This window comes from Streptomyces jeddahensis, from assembly GCF_001642995.1.
In the GTDB taxonomy this organism is placed as follows: domain Bacteria; phylum Actinomycetota; class Actinomycetes; order Streptomycetales; family Streptomycetaceae; genus Streptomyces; species Streptomyces jeddahensis.
This window is the reverse complement of record NZ_LOHS01000152.1, coordinates 1-16,281: the sequence shown is the minus strand read 5'-3', so window position 1 is coordinate 16,281 and position 16,281 is coordinate 1. Positions and strand designations below refer to the sequence as shown.

The following is a 16,281-nucleotide window of genomic DNA, read 5'->3' as shown; positions in this document are numbered from 1 at the left end:
CGCCCCTTTTGCCCGCTCCGCGGGCCCCCGTTCTTCGCCGCTCCGCGGCGTTGCCTCGCGGGTGTGTCTGTAGGGTGATATTGGACTAGACCTGTTGGGCGTGCAGGTCTGGAGGGTCCTCGGGCCCGTATGCCCTGTAGCCACCCGACGATTGGGGTCCCATGAGCAAGCGTGCAGTTCTGGAGGTCATCGCCCTCACCGCCGAGGACGCGGTCGCCGCCCAGGCAGGAGGCGCGGACCGGCTGGAGCTCGTCACCGACATGGCCGCCGACGGGCTGACGCCGTCACGCGAGACCTTCGCCCGGATCCGTGCGGCCGTCGGCATCCCGCTGCGTGTCATGCTGCGGGCCGCAGACGGGTTCGCCGCGGGCGACGCCGCCGCGCTCGACGGGCTCGTACGGCAGGCTCGTGCGCTGCGGTCGGAAGGCGCCGACGAGTTCGTGCTCGGGTTCCTGACCTCGACCGGGGAGCCGGACATCGGTGCGATCGAGGCCGTGGCCGGGGCGGTCGACGGGTGCCGGTGGACGTTCCACCGGGCCGTCGACCACGCCGCCGACCGGGATGCCCTGCGCAAGCAGCTCGCGGATCTGCCGGGGCTCGACACCTATCTGACCGCCGGGTCGGCGGCCGGTGTCGACGACGGGCTCGACGTCCTCGTCGCCGAGGCGGCCCGGCACGGCGAGCCCGGCTACACCCAGCAGATCCTGGTCGGCGGCGGGCTCCGCCTCGACCATGTGCCGCGGCTGCGGACGGTGGGCATCGACGGCTTCCACATCGGTGGCGCGGCCCGCCCCCGGGGCTGGTCGGCACCGGTTTCGGCGGACGCCGTCGCGGAGTGGCGCGGCGTGCTGGACGCCGTCTGAACAGCCGCCGGCCCTGCGCGCCTGCGCGCGGAGGGCCGCGCGGCCTCTGCCCGTCGGTCTCGGTGGCCGACATCGTCGGGTGCCGCTGTGCCCACCCGTGCCGCCCCAGCGGCACGATTGCCCACAGCTACGTCGGCCACCACGGCGCTTCAGTCCCTGAGCCGCCGCTGGCGCCGCACGAGTAGTGCGAGTGTGCCGCCGACGGTGGTGGCCAGCAGTGCTGCCGCCGCGGCCAGGTAGACCGGGGCGCTCCCCGAACCGGTGCGTGCCAGCTGCGGAGGGCAGGGCTTCGACTTCGTCGGGTGCGGAGTGGTCGGCTCGCCCGGTGGGGAGGTGCCCGTCGGCGTGCCCCCGGGTGGGGTGGCCCCCGGTGTGGTGCCGGGCTGCGAGGTGCCCGGTGCGCCCGGAGTCGTGGCGCCAGGGGCGCCAGGCGTCGTCGTGCTCTGTACCGTCCCGGTCGCGGTCGGCGCCGGACAGGTGGGCGACGGCTCCGGTGTCGGCTCGACCGTACCCGCGGTGCACTGCAGGTCCGCGGCGAAGGGGAACTCGTGGATCTCGCCGGCGTTCCCGCCGACGGGCGGGCCGGCGGTGAAGGACCGCGCGATCACGTCCCCCTCGATGTTGGACGGGACCACATCCAGGAGACCCGCACGCGGTGCGAAGACCGTCCCCTCGATAGTGTCACCGGTCGCGATGGTGATCGACGTGGCGTCCGCATAGTTCCACAGGATGTACGGGGCCTCGCTGCCGCTGACCCCGGCCAGCGTGGGGGTGTTCCAGTTGAACGACCCTCCGTCGGCCGTGGTGTCCACAGCGATGACCAGCGGCCCTGAGGCTGTCGGCCGGTTCCGGAACGTCAGCGTGGAGATGTTGTTCAGCATCGCCCCGGTCAGACGGAGCACGTTCGTACGGTCGGTCGCCAGCGAGATGGTGATGTTCGACCCGGGCGGTACGGTGCTCTGGTCCGCCAGCGGCTCGCCGCCCGCGTCCAGCAGTTCCACCGTGTTGTTGCACCGCGCCAGTGCCGTGGAGCGCTCGCGGTAGCGGGCGAAGACGGAGGTGAAGTCCAGCAGGCCGGAGGCGGCGCCGACCGACGCCGCCGACTGTCGGGTCGTCAGTTCGATGCGCGGAGCCGAGTCGTACGCCGTGCTCGCGACGACGACCCGTGTGTTGACGGAGGCGCCGTTGCTGTCCTGCGTCAGCACGTCGCTTCCCGTCAGGTCGCCGATCTTGACGTAGCCGTTGTTGAGGACCCTCAGCACGCCCGAGGGGTGGGTGTTCGCGAAATCGATTCTGCCCCCGATGAGGAGCGCCGTGGGCCGGTCGTCGCCGGGGGCCGTGTACTCGCCCGGGGTGATCAGGGCGACGTTGTAATTCGCGCCGAAGCTCAGGTTGCCGCCGACGGCGACGGTGCCCTCCGTCTCGGTGCTGCCCAGCACGAGGTCGCCTTCGGTGATCACACCGAAGCCGTTGTTGCCGTCCACCGGATTGCCGACGGAGATGGTCTGCTGCATGACTGGCCCGGCGACCCCGCCGCCCCGGGCCACCCCGGCGGCTCCGGCGACTCCGGCCGCCCCGCCGGCTCCCGCGGCTCCCGAGTGCGGCATGGCCGCGGCGGTCAGAGTCAGCACTGCCGCACAGGCGCTGCCCACCGACCAGGCGAAACGCCTCGTGATCTTCTTCATGCGGCCGAGGGTCCTCGTTCCGCCGTCGGCAGCAACGAAACACGCTCGGTGAAGCCATGAGGATGACCCCAGAAGTCGTACCTTCGTACACCAGCACGGATGTGGCCGCCATGTCCGTCCCGCTACCGGCCAGGCGCGGCCCGCGCCTGGCCGGTAGCAGGTGTGTGGCTACCCGAGCTGTTCGGGCAGCGGTGCCGCATGCACCACGATCAGGCCCGACACCGCTCGGGTCAGGGCGACGTAGAGGCGGCGCAGGCCCGTGCGTTCGTCCGGTTCGCCGTCGACGACGGCCCGCGGCTCGTCGAGGACCACGTAGTCGTACTCGAGACCCTTGGCGAGCGAGGCCGGGACGAGGGTCAGCCGGGTCTCGTGCGTCGTCTCCTCACCCGGGCCCAGGTAGCCGATCCCGGCCGCCGTGAGTGCCTCGGCGAGGGCGGGGATCCGGGCGTCGGCGGCGATGAGGCCGACCGAACCCTCGTTCACCAGCAACTCCGCGCAGGCGGCGACCACGTCCGACGGGCCGGTGATCGGGCGTACCGCGAAGAAGCCGGGGTTCTCGCGCACCGACGCCACCGGCGTCAGCCCCGGCGCGATGTGCGGCAACAGCCGCGACGCGTAGGCGATGACGTCCGTCGGCACACGGAAACCGGCCGTCAGCTCCTCGATGACGGCGTCGCTCTTGCCGAGGTGGGCGAGCGCTTCCTCCCAGGTCGGCGTCGCCCAGGGAGTCGTGCCCTGAGCCAGATCGCCGAGCACCGTCGCCGAGCCCGTCGTGCAGCGGCGGCCCACCGCCCGGTACTGCATGGGGGAGAGGTCCTGCGCCTCGTCGAGCACGACATGCCCGAGGGAGTGCGTGCGCTGCACCAGGTCCGTCGCCTCGTCGATCAGCACCGCGTCCGCGGCCGACCACCGCGCCGACTTCACGCTGCGCGCCGCCCTTTTACCAGATCCGGGCTGCGCCCACAGGATCGCCTTCTGCTCGTCCTCGTCGAGGATGCCCTCCGCGTGTTCGGCGAGGAAGTCCGCGTCGGAGAGCAGACGCAGCACGAGTTTCGCCGGGTCGACGGGCGGCCAGATCGCCTTGACGGCCGCCTTCACCGCGGCGTTGCGCGCCACCGCGTCCTGCACCCGGTCGTCCGGCGCCTCGCCCTGCTGCTCCATCCGCACCAGGACGGCGTGCGCGATACGCTGCGGAAGGGCCTCGCGGGCGGCTGCGTAGCGGATGTCCCGGGCCAGCAACTCCTGGACGATCTCCTCCAGTTCGTACGCCGGAACGCGCCAGCGGCGCGAGCCGCGCACGACGACGACCGGCTCGGTGGGCATCGTGACGTGCGAGCGGACGGCCCGGCGCAGCACCTCCGACATCCTCGCGTCGCCCTTGACCAGCGCGGCCGCCGGGTCGTCCGTCCCCCGCACCTCCACGTGCGCGACCAGGTCGTCGACCGTCGCCTGCTTGACCTCCAGCTCGCCCAGCGCCGGGAGGACCTGCTCGATGTAGTGCAGGAAGGACGCGTTCGGGCCGATGACGAGGGTGCCCGTGCGGGCGAGACGCTCGCGGTGTGCGTAGAGGAGGTACGCGACCCGGTGCAGGCCGACGGCGGTCTTTCCGGTGCCGGGGCCGCCCTGGACGCAGACCGTGCCGGACAGGCCCGACCGTACGATCTCGTCCTGTTCCGGCTGGATCGTGGCGACGATGTCGCGCATCGGGCCGACGCGCGGGCGTTCGATCTCCTGCTGGAGGAGCTTGCTGGCCCGGGCCGCCTCGGTGGGGTCGCTCAGGTGCTCGTCCTCGTACGCGGTGAGGTCGCCGCCCGTGTAGCCGAAGCGGCGGCGCAGGGCGACGTCCATGGGGTCCTTCTTGGACGCCCGGTAGAACGGCTGCGACACGGGTGCGCGCCAGTCGATGACCATCGGGTCGCCCTCGGCGTCGTGGACGTGCCGCCGCCCGATGTAGAACTTCTCGCCCTCCGCGCCCTCGGCCTGGTCCGCGCCCGGTGCGTGCAGATAGTCCAGCCGCCCGAAGAACAGCGGGGTGTGGGCGAGGTCGGCGAGGGACTTGATGCGCTCGTCGATCTGGTGGGCCAGGGCCTCGGCGTTCACCCAGTTCGCCGTGACGTCCCTGATGTCGAGGGACTCCACGTCCTCGCGCATCGCGCGCAACGCGGCCCGGGACGCGGCGAGATGGGAGCGTTCGCGGGCGAGAGGGTCGTCTGACGAGCCGTCGGATGCAGGGTCCTCGGGTGCAGGGTCTTCGGACGGAGGGTCTTCGGACGCAGGGTTTTCGGATGGGGCGGCGGACGGCGCGGACGAGCTGGACACGGGGGTTGCCTCCGGAAAGGTGCTGCGTGACAAGGTGCTGCGTGGTCAGGGCTTACGACGGATGGCGCGCTGCGCGTGGTGCCGCACGGGGCCGAGGCGTGCGCATGCTGTCGTAGCGGGATGCCGGCCGGTTTCCGTCCGGCCGGCCGCGCTCCTTGCGGGGAGGCGGGCAAGGTCGGCGATTCTAGGTCAGGGGGCGCGGGCGGGGCCAACGAATTTCCGCGGACGGGTCGCCGCTCCCGCGGACGGGTCGTCGCCTTCGTGGACGGCCGTCGCTTTCGTGGACGGGTCGTCGCACGACCCTGATACGACCCCGGCCCTGCGGGCCCTGCGACCCTGACACGACCCCAGGGGGACGGGTCCGTCGCGGGTCGTACGCGGTGCCGCCGCAGGTTACATCCGCGGGCCGATGCCCCTGCCCGGCCCGGTTTCCACAATGGAGACATGACCACCGCAGCCTTTTCTCCCGCCCCCTTCCACTCCTCCGGCCCGCCGGGCGCCACCGCGGCCACCGGAAGCCGCCACAGCCATTGCATCGGCGACGTGCTGCGCGCCGTCAGGGTCTTCGCGGACACCGCGTTCCGCGTGATCGTCCTCGGCGAGTACGCAGAGGAGGCGGGCGTCCGCCGCCGCTGACGACCACAGGACCCCTGCTGCTGACCCGCAGGCGCCGCAACCCCTGACGAGGGCGCCGATCCACTAGGGTCGCGCCCGTGAAGTACCGGACTGCGATCCTCCGATCGCATACCGCAGCGGCCCTGCTCCTCGCGCTCTCCGTCTCGGCCCTTCTCGCGCTCTGCGCCGCCCAGCGCATCCCCATGGCCGACGCCCTGGTGTACCGGGCCGAGGGTTCCGCCGTCGTGACCGGTCGCGATCTCTACGGCTTCACGGTCACCGAATGGCGCCTGCCCGCGACCTATCCGCCGTTCGCCGCGATCCTCTTCGTCCCCACCACCTGGCTCCCCCTCGCCGTTCTGAAGGCCGTCTTCGTCGCCGGGAACGCCGCGCTGCTCACGCTGCTGGTGTGGCTCTCGTGCCGGTTCGCCGGGCTGCGTGCGACGCTCCCCGTGGTCTGCGCCGCCTCCGCGGCCGCCCTCTGGCTCGAACCCGTCTTCCAGACGCTGCTCTTCGGGCAGATCAACCTCGCCCTGGCCTGCCTGGTCCTCTGGGACCTGAGCCGGGCGCCCGGCGCCATCGGCAAGGGCTTCGCGCTGGGCATCGCCGCCGGAGTCAAGCTCACGCCCGCCGTGTTCATCCTCTATCTGCTGGTCACGCGGCGGGTGCGCGAGGGCCTCACGGGGCTGGCCGCCTTCGCGGGCACCGTCCTGCTGGGCGCGCTCGCCCTCCCGGCCGCCAGCGTCGAGTTCTGGACCGGCCGGATGTTCGAGACCGACCGGGTCGGCAAGGCGTGGATCGTCGACAATCAGTCGCTCCAGGGGCTCGTCGCCCGGGCCCTGGGGGACCCGTCGCCGGGGCTCGCCTGGGCGGTGCCCGCAGCCACCGTCGCGGTAGGCGGGCTGTGGCTGGCCCGCCGGGTCGCCGACGACCGGTGGGGCATCCTCCTCACCGCGGTCACCGCGCTCCTCGTCTCACCCATCAGCTGGTCGCACCACTGGGTGTGGTGCGTCCCGCTGATCGCGGTGCTGGTCGCCGAGGGCCGCCCGCGCCTCGCGACGGGCGTGGCCGTGCTGTTCACCGCGCGCACGCTGTGGCTGGTGCCGCACCAAGGCGACCTGGACCTCCGGCTGCCCTGGTGGCAGCAGCCGTTGGCTTCGCCGTATCCGCTGCTGGGGGTCGGGCTGCTGGCCGCGCTGGCGGTACGCCGCCCGGTCGGGCCCGCGCTCGGTCTCCCCGCGCCTCGCGGGGAGCGGAGCCCTGGCTCGGGCGTACGAACCGGCTGAGCAGGCCCACCGCAGCTGCTCAGCCCTCCCCTGGCCGGAGAATGTCCGCGTCGTCGGTGATGCACGGCATCACGCGAGGATCCCATGCATCACGCGAGTATCCCGGGAGTCGCGCTCAGCCCCCGGCCAGCAGCTCGTCCGCGTCCACGATCCGGTACGCGTACCCCTGCTCTGCCAGGAACCGCTGGCGGTGTGCCGCGAAGTCCTGGTCGATCGTGTCCCGGGCGACCACCGAGTAGAAGATCGCGGGGTGGCCGTCCGCCTTCGGGCGCAGGACGCGGCCGAGGCGCTGGGCCTCCTCCTGGCGCGAGCCGAACGTGCCGGACACCTGGATCGCGACCGTCGCCTCCGGCAGGTCGATCGAGAAGTTCGCGACCTTCGACACGACCAGGACGGAGATCTCGCCCTGCCGGAACGCGTCGAACAGCTTCTCGCGCTGCGCGTTCGTCGTCTCGCCCTTGATCACCGGCGCGTCCAGGTGCTCGCCGAGCTCGTCGAGCTGGTCGATGTACTGGCCGATGACGAGGGTCTGCTGCCCCTGGTGCCTGCGCACCAGCGCCTCGGTGACCTTGCGCTTGGTGTCGGTCGTCGCGCAGTAGCGGTACTTCTCCTCGGTCTCCGCCGTGGCGTACGTGAGCCGCTCCGAGTCGGTGAGGTTGACGCGGACCTCGATGCAGTCCGCGGGCGCGATGTAGCCCTGCGCCTCGATCTCCTTCCAGGGCGCGTCGAAACGCTTCGGCCCGATCAGCGAGAACACGTCCGACTCGCGGCCGTCCTCCCGTACGAGCGTCGCGGTCAGGCCGAGGCGGCGGCGCGCCTGCAGGTCGGCCGTGAACTTGAAGACGGGCGCGGGCAGCAGATGCACCTCGTCGTAGACGATCAGGCCCCAGTCGCGGGAGTCGAACAGCTCCAGGTGCGGGTAGATGCCCTTCCGCTTCGTCGTCAGCACCTGGTACGTGGCGATGGTGACCGGGCGGATCTCCTTGCGCGTACCGCTGTACTCGCCGATCTCGTCCTCGGTCAGCGACGTCCGCTTCACCAGCTCGTGCTTCCACTGACGGGCCGAGACGGTGTTCGTGACGAGGATCAGCGTCGTCGCCTTCGCCTGCGCCATCGACCCGGCGCCGACCAGCGTCTTCCCCGCCCCGCAGGGCAGGACGACGACACCCGAGCCGCCGTGCCAGAAGCTCTCCACGGCCTGCTTCTGGTACGGGCGCAGCGCCCAGCCGCTCTCGTCCAGCTCGATCGGATGGGCCTCGCCGTCGACGTAACCGGCGAGGTCCTCGGCGGGCCAGCCCAGCTTCAGCAGCGTCTGCTTGATCTGCCCGCGCTCGGAGGGGTGCACGGCGACCGTGTCCGGGTCGATGCGCGCGCCCACCAGCGGCTTGATCCGCTTCGAGCGCAGCACCTCCTCAAGGACGGGCCGGTCGGTGGTCGTCAGGACCAGGCCGTGCGCCGGGTCCTTGGAGAGCGTGAGGCGGCCGTAGCGGTCCATCGTCTCGGCGATGTCGACGAGGAGCGCGTGCGGCACGGGATAGCGGCTGTACTGCACGAGGGCGTCCACGACCTGCTCGGCGTCGTGGCCCGCGGCGCGCGCGTTCCACAGGCCGAGCGGCGTCACACGGTAGGTGTGGATGTGCTCGGGGGCCCGCTCCAGCTCCGCGAAGGGCGCGATGGCACGACGGCAGTTGTCGGCCTGGTCGTGATCGACTTCGAGGAGCAGCGTCTTGTCCGACTGGACGATGAGGGGTCCGTTCACTCGTGTCCGTCCCTTTCTGCACGGTCTGCGCGGTGTGCACAGCCAAACGTCCAGTGTGCCGCACCGCGGAAAACGGTGGGGCTGCCATGTGGTGCCGGTCACATGCGCAGGTGCCCGGCGGCGGTCAGATCTGGTCCTCTGCCAGTTCCGCGACGCCCGTGATGCGGTGCAGCGGGTACGTGCGGACCTCGTCCGCCGTGTGGTCGTACGCCGTGACGAAGCCGCCCTCCACGCGGACCGGGGCGATCACGCGCTGGCTGGCCGCGCCCTCGGCGTTGACGTACCCGATCCAGACCGCCTGGCCGGTGAGCACGGCGGCCTGCATGGTGGCGAGCGTTTCGGCCGGTGTGGTGCGCGGCAGCTCGCCGGTGTGCTCCGGCGCGGTCCTGCGGGGAGCCGTCGACGCCCGGTCCCCGGCGCGGATCGCGCGCACCGCGCCGCCCAGCAGCGTGGCGTCGGGCACCGGCGGGCCGTCCGGCACGGGCTCGGGCGCGGTGCGCGGCGGGGTGCGGTAGGCGTGCGCGCGCGCGATCAGCACGTCGCCCTCAGGGCTCTCGGCCGCCGGCGCGAACCCCATGCCGCGCAGACCGTCCAGCAGTGCGGCCGGATCGGCCTGCGCCGCCAGCACGGTCGGCGCGAGACGGCGCAGCCGCAGGGCCGCCGACCGCTTGTCGGCGAGGATCTCGTTCAGCACCGCGTCGTCGTCGCACCGGACGTACGCGGAGGCCGCCCCGATGCGCAGATGCCCGTGCTTGCGGGCCACGTCGTCGATCAGATACGCGAGGGGCTGCGGGACGGGGGTGCGCGAGTGCGCGGCGAGGAACGCGTGCAGGTCGGACGCCGTCCGGCCCGCGTCCAGCGCCCGCCGTACGGACCCCGGCGTGAACCGGTACACGGTCGCGCCGCCCTTCGACTCCACGTCGGCGAGCACGTCGAGCATGTCGGCGAGCGGTCGCTGCAGCGGCCCGGGCGCCACGGCCGTGAGGTCGGCCTGGAGGAGGACGTGGTCGAGGGGTTCGGGGAGGAGCGGGGCGAGGAGGCGCGCGGCGCGGGCGGCGTTGACGGCGGCTTCGGCGGAATGCGCGTCGGGGGCGGAAGCGGAATGCGGGCCGGGGGTGGAGGCGGAATGCGTGTCGGGGGCGGTACGCGCGTCGGGGGCGGCCGGGGCCGGAACGGCGCCCAGCAGCGCCCGGCCGTGGGACGACAGGGCGCCCCGGCCCGTGACGCCCAGGAACTCCGCCTCTGTCAGGGTCCACCGGGCGAGGCGGGTGCGCAGATCGTCCTGGGCGGAGGGCTGGGCCGAGGGCGGGGCGAACGGCTGGGTGGCGCCCGCGCGCAGGGGGCGCTCCCAGCGGAGGCGGGCGAGCAGGGACTCGGCGGTCGGGGCGGAGCCCTCGGGGAGCGTGGCGAGCAGCGAGAGGACCCGGTGGCGTACCTCCGGAGCGGCCGAGCGGTCGAGGCCCGGGCCCAGCGCCGACAGGGTGCGGTCCTTGGCCGAAGGGGCGCGCCGGTGTTGAGAGGGAGAGCGCGCGGAGGCCCCGACGGAGGAGGGGCTGAGCACGGTCTCCCTCTCAACACCGGCTTCAGCGCCCCGGAGGCCACCAGCGTCAAAATCAGCGTCGCGGCCGCCGACCAGCCCCGACGTGCGGGTGGCCGCCAGCCAGGCGGAGGCCAGCTGAGCCCAGCGCTCGGCGGCCGGCAGCTCCAGCCATTCGTCGTACGCGGGGGTCGCCGCGTACCGCTCGTCGGCCTCGCCGTCCGACGCCAGCAGGCCCGCCGCGTAGGCGAGTTCGACCCAGAAGGCGGCGACGGGTTCAGGGACGTCGAGGGCCACCGCCGTGCGCTTGAGGTCACGGACGCTGAGGCCACCGGCGCGCAGCACCGCCGGGCCGCCCTCGTCCCAGTCCTTCAGCAGCTCCTCGACGGTCGCCAGCGCCGTGTACGCCTGGCCCGCCGCCGTGGCGTCCACAACCTGTGGACGGTGCTCGGCCGCGGACTCCAGCGCGGGCGGCACCGGCTCCGGCTGCCGGTGCGCACGGCCGCCGCGCAGGTGCAGGGCGGCCTCGCGCGGCAGTACAACCGTGCCCGGTGCCGTCGGCAGGAGCAGGCCGCGGTCGAGCAACCAGCGCAGATGTGCCGCCGGTTCGGCGGTCACCTGCCCGTACGGAGGGCCCCACACCAGCCGCGACAGCACCACCACCGACTCCGTCGGCGCCCCGTCCAGCAGGGCCGACATACGGGTACGGTCCGTGAACAGCTCCGTCAGCGCGGCGACCGCCGACACCGCGTCGTGCGTCGTCGGCAGCCCGGCCGCCGCCACGATCTCCTGGATCCGGCCGGGCGACATCCCCGCCGTGGCCTCCGCGACCGTCGGGCCGAGGCCGGTCGGGGACGGGTGCTGCGGGGAGGGGGTGAGCAGCTCGCGGGCGGTGCGGACGAGGCGGAGACGGTCGTCCGGGCCCCAGACCAGGGCCTGTTCGCGGAGCGTCGCGAGGGCTCCGGGGAGGGCGTGCTCGATCGCGGTCGCGTCCGCTTCCGGTCGGGGGAGAGCTTCGGATGCGCGTACTACGGCCGTGGTGTGAGGGGAGGTTTCAGCGCAGTCGCCCGTGAGCAGGGAGAGCAGCGTCTCGTACGTCGCGGGATCCGGGGCCACGGCCAGGGCCTCCGCCGTCTGCAGGGCGAAGCGGTCGAGGCGCTCCAGGGCGCGGACGACCGAGGCGCGGGTGCCGGCCCGGGTCGCCAGCTGCGTGAGGTCGCCCGGGACGGGCGTGAGCAGGTCCGGGCGGGCACGGAGGAGGGCGGCCAGCGACGCGTCGTCGCGGGCGCGGAGCGCTTCCGCGAGGGAGCGCGGGGGTGCCGGGGGCTCCGCCGCTGCCGGAGCCGACTGCGTCGGCGCCGTGGCGGGCTCCTGGGTCTGCTCGGTGCTCATCCGGTCAACGGTACCGGGTGCCTCCGGCGGGGTGGGGTTCTTGCGGCGCTGAGCTCGTACGGTGCTGTACGTCGTGGGCTGTGCCCACCCTCCCCCAGCTACCGCTGGGAGGTGCCCCCAGCCCTGCGGAACGATTGCCCACAGCGGTGGCGGCGCGGTTGCCCGCAGCGGTGGCGGCGCGGTTGCCCGCAGCGGTAGCGGGGCGATTGTCCACAGCGGTAGCCGGGTCGTGGTGTCCGGGTGGGGGTGGGTGGGCGCGGTAACGTCGGCGGCGGGCAGTTCAAGGTGCTTGTCCCGGAGGGGACTTCGTGGGGATTGAGAGCGATCAGCTCGTCTTCGACTATCTGAGCCGGGTCGGCGACCTCGCCCAGCAGCGGCAGTTGCCGTCCGCCACCCGGATGCGGCTGGTCTCCGAGCTGCGGAGCGAGATCGAGCGGCGCAGATCGAAGGCGACCGTCGACAGTCCGGCCGCGGTCCGCCGCATCCTGGCCAGGCTGGGTACTCCCGACGAGGTGGTCGCCGCGGCCGGCCGTACCACCGGCCGCGGCGACGCGTCCCGTAGGGACCAGGAGTCCCGTAAGGGCCCTGACTCCCCTAGGGACCAGGGGTCCCGTATGGACCAGGAGTCCCGTACGGACCAGGGGACGAAGCCGCCGGCCGCGTCGAGCGCGCGGTGGGGCGCGTCCGCGGTGCCGCAGCAGCGTGCGGGCGATGCCGCGTCGCCGCCGGAGCGGCCCAAGGGGCTGCGCCGCATGGTGCCGCGGCCGCGTCGCGAGCAGGACCCGCCGCCGCCCCCGACCGGGGCGTCGCCGCCGCACCTCGCGGGCGAGGACGAGCTGGGGCCGAGCGGTTCCGAACCGGACTGGTGGAGGGTGGACAGCAGCCCGTTCGGCGTCGCCGACACCGTGCCGGGCTTCGTCGGCGGCGTCGAGATCCCCGAGATACTGCGCCCGCCGCGGGAGCGCGAGAAGGACGAGGAAGAAGGCACGGGCGGGGGAGCCGCGACCGAGGCCGACGACAGGGCCGCCGAGGCCGCCGAACCCGCGGACCCTGCCGACGGAACCCCGGCCCGGCGCGGCGTGAGCCGCCTGCGCGCCACCGGCTTCGGCAGCCCCCTGCTCCTGCTCGCCGCAGCGCTCCTCGTCGCCGGCGCCGTCCTCGGCCAGTGGTTCGCGCTCGCGCTCGGCTGGCTCATCGCCTACGCCTCACGCCGGCTCAGCCCCGCCGAGACCAAGTGGGCGGTCCTGGGCATGCCCGGGATGGTCGCCGCAGCCGCGTGTGTCTGGCTGTGGGGCCGCAACGAAGGCCGCTGGGGCGAGCCGATCGCTCAGGGACACATGGCGGACGCGCTGGCCGAGACCTGGCCCTGGGCGGTACGGGGCGCGGCCGTCGCCTCGGCACTCTTCCTGGTGTGGCGAGCACGACGGCACCGGCAGTGACCGGCGGTGAAGCGGGTGCCGGCGCCGGCACAGCGGGCCGACAGGCCGTCTCCCGTCCTGGGCACAACAGGCCGTCTCCCGTCCTGGGCACAATGGCCTGCATGACCTCGCGCGCTCTGACGGTCGGCTTCGACCTCGACATGACCCTGATCGACTCCCGGCCGGGTATCCGCGCTGCGTACCTGGCGCTTTCGGCCCGTACGGGTACGTACATCGACGCCGATCTCGCGGTCACCCGGCTCGGCCCGCCGCTCGAGGTGGAGCTGGCCCACTGGTTCCCGGAGGACCTGATACCGGAGATGGCCGATCTGTATCGTGAGATGTATCCCACACACGCGATCTCCGGGACTCTGGCGATGCCCGGTGCGCGCGATGCGGTGCACGCCGTGCAGGCGGCGGGCGGCCGCGCCATCGTCGTCACCGCGAAGTACGAGCCCAACGCCAAGCTGCACCTGACGCATCTGGGCATCGACGCCGACGAGGTCATCGGCGACCTGTGGGCCGAGCGGAAGGCCGAGGCGCTGAGCGAGCACGGCGCGAGCGTCTACGTCGGCGACCACACCGGTGACGTACGCGGCGCACGCACCGCGGACGCGCTGTCCGTCGCGGTGACGACCGGCCCGTGCGACGCGGAGGAGCTGCGTGCGGCAGGCGCCGACGTGGTGCTCGGCGACCTCACCGAGTTCCCGGCCTGGCTGGCGGACCACTCCCGTACCCTCGCCTAGCCCGGACGCCGTCACGTAGCCGGACGCCGTCACGAGCCGACGGGCGCACCGCACCCGCAGGGCGACCCGCCCCCAGCGGAACTAACGCGCCGACCGCGCCTGGCGGCGCTGTGCCGCGATGGAGCGCAGCACACCCGCGCCCGCGATCGCGAAGCCCACGCCCATGAGCATGCTCAGGCCGAACATGAAGGTGGGAAAGGGCTTGGTGCCGAGGAATAGCGGTGCCACCGTGACCAGGGTGGCCACGGCACCGGCGAAGAAGACGATCGCGCCGGCCCGCACCAGCCGGTCACCGGCTCCGGTGGAATTCGGTTGGGTTTTGTCACGCACCGCACCAGGGTAGTTCCCAGCGCAGAGGAACAGTCCGGCGACGTCTTGTCACGGGCCCCCGGACCATTAGCCTTGGTGCTGGCGGGTCGCTCGACCCGCTGTACTGCTATCCAGAGCCGTTTTCCCCTGCCGCTTTCACCCGGTGAAGCGGCGCAGACGACGAGTACGAGGACGAGGACTTCAGGTGCCTACCGGCAAGGTCAAGTGGTTCAACAGCGAGAAGGGCTTCGGCTTCCTCTCCCGCGACGACGGCGGTGACGTCTTCGTGCACTCCTCCGTACTGCCCGCAGGCGTCGACACACTCAAGCCGGGCCAGCGCGTCGAGTTCGGTGTCGTCGCCGGTCAGCGCGGTGACCAGGCCCTGTCGGTGACGGTCCTCGACCCGACCCCGTCCGTGGCCGCGGCGCAGCGCCGCAAGCCGGACGAGCTGGCGTCGATCGTCCAGGACCTGACCACGCTGCTCGAGAACATCACGCCGATGCTGGAGAAGGGCCGCTACCCCGACAAGGCCTCCGGCAAGAAGATCGCGGGCCTGCTGCGCGCGGTCGCCGACCAGCTGGACGTATAGACGGCCGACTTATAGACGCCCGTTCACGGGAACGCCAGCGCATCCGGGCCGAGGGGCGGTACGAGCCCCTCGGCCGCTGCGCGCCTGGTCAGGGGAACGACAGGGCGTCCGGGCCGAGGGGCGGTACCAGTCCCTCGGCCGCTGCGCGTGTGAGGAGTCCGCGGACCGCGGCGGCCCCTTCTTCTTGCCGCCCGCGCACTGCTTCGCAGGCTTCGGGCGGCTGCGCCGGACTCCGTCCGTCGGGCTGGATCAGGGGAACGACAGGGCGTCGGGGCCGAGGGGCGGTACCAGTCCCTCGGCCGCTGCGCGTGTGAGGAGTCCGCGGACCGCGGCGTAGCCGTCCTCGCCGAGGTCGGCGGTGAACTCGTTGACGTACAGGCCGATGTGCTGGTCGGCGACGGCCGGGTCCATCTCCTGGGCGTGCTCCAGGACGTACGGGCGCGAGGCCTCCGGGTCGTCCCACGCCATGCGGACCGAGGTGCGCGCCGACTCGGCGAGCAGCCGCAGGGTCTCCGCGCCCAGCGACCGCTTCGCGATGATCGCGCCCAGCGGGATCGGCAGCCCGGTCGTGAGCTCCCAGTGCTCGCCCATGTCGGCGAGCGAGTGCAGACCGTAGTTCTGGTAGGTGAAGCGGGCCTCGTGGATCACCAGACCCGCGTCGACCTTGCCGTCGCGCACCGCGGGCATGATCTCGTGGAACGGCATCACCACGATCTCGCCGACCCCGCCCGGCACGGTGTCCGCGGCCCACAGCCGGAACAGCAGATACGCCGTGGACTTCTCGCTCGGCACGGCGACCGTCTTCCCGCGCAGGTCCGTCCCCGGCTCCCGGGTGAGGACGAGCGGCCCGCAGCCGCGGCCGAGCGCGCCGCCGCAGGGCAGCAGGGCGTACTCCTCGAGGACCCAGGGCAGCACGGCGTACGACACCTTCAGCACGTCGTACTCGCCGCGCTCGGCCATGCCGTTGGTGATGTCGATGTCGGCGAAGGTGACGTCGAGCGCCGGGGCGCCCGGGACACGGCCGTGCGCCCAGGCGTCGAAGACGAAGGTGTCGTTGGGGCACGGTGAGTACGCGATCTTCAGGGGCGCGGCGGGTGTCCGGTCAGTCATTCCTCTTCCAACTCTCCACTACCAGCACGGTCTTCCCGAACGCCTCGGTGAGCGCGGCGAGCGCCTCCGGGATGCGCCAGGCGGCGCGGTCGCGCGGACCGACAGGATTGGAGACCGTGCGGATCTCCAGCACGGGACAGCCGTGTGCGGCGGCCGCCTCGGCGACACCGAACCCCTCCATCGCCTCGGCGACGGCGCCCGGGTGGCGGGCGCGCAGCTCGGCGGCGCGGGCGGCCGAGCCGGTCACCGTCGAGACGGTCAGCACGGTGCCCGTCACGCCACCGGTGGCAGCGGCCACGTCCCGTACGAGTGGTCGCGGGGGTTGGTGGCTGACGGTGCCGAAGCCCAGGCCGGTCACGGGCACGAAGCCGTCGGGGGTCTCGGCGCCGAGGTCCGCGACGGTGATCTCGTCGGCGACGACGACGGAGCCGACGGGGGCGTCGGGCGGGAACCCGCCGCCGATGCCGGCGGAGACGACGAGGTCGTAGGGCTGCCCGGCGAGTGCGGCAGCGGCGAGGGCGGCCCCGGTGGCGGCGGCCGCGGCGGCGGGGCCCACACCGGCGGCTAGCAGGTCGTACCGGCTCAGGTCGCACCGGCTCCCAGTGCGGTCATCCGCCGGGGGAGCCGAGGCGGGAGCGGGGGCGGGTATGCCG

At 73.1% G+C, this 16,281-nt stretch carries 13 protein-coding genes and 1 pseudogene; 6 read left to right on the top strand and 8 right to left on the bottom strand.

The annotated features are described in order from the left end of the window. Positions 1-161: 161 nt before the first annotated feature. Positions 162-863: a copper homeostasis protein CutC gene (locus STSP_RS31145; protein WP_067284361.1), complete on the top strand. Its 702-nt coding sequence runs from the start codon at positions 162-164 to the stop codon at positions 861-863. A 149-nt stretch (positions 864-1,012) separates the two neighbouring features. Here STSP_RS31145 and STSP_RS31140 read toward each other — a convergent pair whose 3' ends face one another. Both STSP_RS31140 and STSP_RS31135 read right to left on the bottom strand, forming a co-directional pair. Further along, positions 1,013-2,548 carry a choice-of-anchor A family protein gene (locus STSP_RS31140; RefSeq protein ID WP_067284360.1) on the bottom strand — a complete coding sequence of 512 codons (1,536 nt, stop codon included), beginning with the start codon at positions 2,546-2,548 and terminating at the stop codon, positions 1,013-1,015. Positions 2,549-2,716: 168 nt separating this feature from the next. Continuing rightward, positions 2,717-4,867, bottom strand: a complete 2,151-nt coding sequence (locus STSP_RS31135; RefSeq protein ID WP_078067645.1) for a HelD family protein — start codon at positions 4,865-4,867, stop codon at positions 2,717-2,719. 444 nt (positions 4,868-5,311) lie between these two features. Between STSP_RS31135 and STSP_RS31130 the strand changes: the two genes are divergently transcribed. Both STSP_RS31130 and STSP_RS31125 read left to right on the top strand, forming a co-directional pair. Next, complete coding sequence (locus STSP_RS31130) at positions 5,312-5,503, top strand: hypothetical protein (RefSeq protein WP_067284358.1); 192 nt, start codon at positions 5,312-5,314, stop codon at positions 5,501-5,503. Positions 5,504-5,580: 77 nt separating this feature from the next. After that, positions 5,581-6,768 (top strand): glycosyltransferase 87 family protein, encoded by a 1,188-nt coding sequence (locus STSP_RS31125; protein ID WP_232789860.1) that lies wholly within the window; start codon positions 5,581-5,583, stop codon positions 6,766-6,768. Between the two features lie 115 nt (positions 6,769-6,883). On the opposite strand, the gene STSP_RS31120 is transcribed toward STSP_RS31125, so the two are convergent. Together STSP_RS31120 and STSP_RS31115 are read right to left on the bottom strand one after the other, a co-directional pair. Next, positions 6,884-8,527: a DNA repair helicase XPB gene (locus STSP_RS31120; RefSeq protein ID WP_067284357.1), complete on the bottom strand. Its 1,644-nt coding sequence runs from the start codon at positions 8,525-8,527 to the stop codon at positions 6,884-6,886. 124 nt (positions 8,528-8,651) lie between these two features. After that, positions 8,652-11,456, bottom strand: a complete 2,805-nt coding sequence (locus STSP_RS31115) for a helicase C-terminal domain-containing protein (protein ID WP_067284356.1) — start codon at positions 11,454-11,456, stop codon at positions 8,652-8,654. Positions 11,457-11,764: 308 nt separating this feature from the next. Here STSP_RS31115 and STSP_RS31110 point away from each other — a divergent pair, with 308 nt between their 5' ends. Both STSP_RS31110 and STSP_RS31105 read left to right on the top strand, forming a co-directional pair. Further along, positions 11,765-12,895 (top strand): hypothetical protein, encoded by a 1,131-nt coding sequence (locus STSP_RS31110; protein ID WP_067284355.1) that lies wholly within the window; start codon positions 11,765-11,767, stop codon positions 12,893-12,895. 92 nt (positions 12,896-12,987) lie between these two features. Then, entirely contained in the window at positions 12,988-13,620 is a 633-nt protein-coding gene (locus tag STSP_RS31105) for an HAD family hydrolase (RefSeq protein WP_067284354.1), read from the top strand. Between the two features lie 81 nt (positions 13,621-13,701). On the opposite strand, the gene STSP_RS31100 is transcribed toward STSP_RS31105, so the two are convergent. Next, positions 13,702-13,950 (bottom strand): hypothetical protein, encoded by a 249-nt coding sequence (locus STSP_RS31100; protein ID WP_067284353.1) that lies wholly within the window; start codon positions 13,948-13,950, stop codon positions 13,702-13,704. A gap of 184 nt (positions 13,951-14,134) precedes the next feature. On the opposite strand from STSP_RS31100, the gene STSP_RS40865 reads away from it, so the two are divergent. Then, the gene (locus STSP_RS40865) at positions 14,135-14,518 is read left to right on the top strand and encodes a cold-shock protein (RefSeq protein WP_067284352.1); all 384 of its coding nucleotides are present in this window, start codon (positions 14,135-14,137) and stop codon (positions 14,516-14,518) included. Positions 14,519-14,606: 88 nt separating this feature from the next. On the opposite strand, the pseudogene STSP_RS41440 reads toward STSP_RS40865, so the two are convergent. The 3 genes and pseudogenes from STSP_RS41440 to STSP_RS31085 all read right to left on the bottom strand — a co-directional run. Beyond that, a pseudogene (locus STSP_RS41440) lies at positions 14,607-14,702 on the bottom strand (1,4-dihydroxy-6-naphthoate synthase); the annotation flags it as partial. Positions 14,703-14,767: 65 nt separating this feature from the next. Then, on the bottom strand, positions 14,768-15,628 hold the full coding sequence (locus tag STSP_RS31090) for a 1,4-dihydroxy-6-naphthoate synthase (protein WP_067284351.1): 861 nt from the start codon (positions 15,626-15,628) through the stop codon (positions 14,768-14,770). Next, positions 15,621-16,277: a futalosine hydrolase gene (locus STSP_RS31085; RefSeq protein WP_078067644.1), complete on the bottom strand. Its 657-nt coding sequence runs from the start codon at positions 16,275-16,277 to the stop codon at positions 15,621-15,623. The genes STSP_RS31090 and STSP_RS31085 overlap by 8 nt, the downstream gene beginning before the upstream one ends. Positions 16,278-16,281 lie beyond the last annotated feature (4 nt).

Bases quoted from the DNA above. Each gene is read 5' to 3' on its own strand.
- STSP_RS31145 (WP_067284361.1), top strand. From the start codon at position 162: ATGAGCAAGCGTGCAGTTCTGGAGGTCATCGCCCTCACCGCCGAGGAC.
- STSP_RS31140 (WP_067284360.1), bottom strand. From the start codon at position 2,548: ATGAAGAAGATCACGAGGCGTTTCGCCTGGTCGGTGGGCAGCGCCTGT.
- STSP_RS31130 (WP_067284358.1), top strand. From the start codon at position 5,312: ATGACCACCGCAGCCTTTTCTCCCGCCCCCTTCCACTCCTCCGGCCCG.
- STSP_RS31115 (WP_067284356.1), bottom strand. From the start codon at position 11,456: ATGAGCACCGAGCAGACCCAGGAGCCCGCCACGGCGCCGACGCAGTCG.
- STSP_RS31105 (WP_067284354.1), top strand. From the start codon at position 12,988: ATGGCCTGCATGACCTCGCGCGCTCTGACGGTCGGCTTCGACCTCGAC.
- STSP_RS31090 (WP_067284351.1), bottom strand. From the start codon at position 15,628: ATGACTGACCGGACACCCGCCGCGCCCCTGAAGATCGCGTACTCACCG.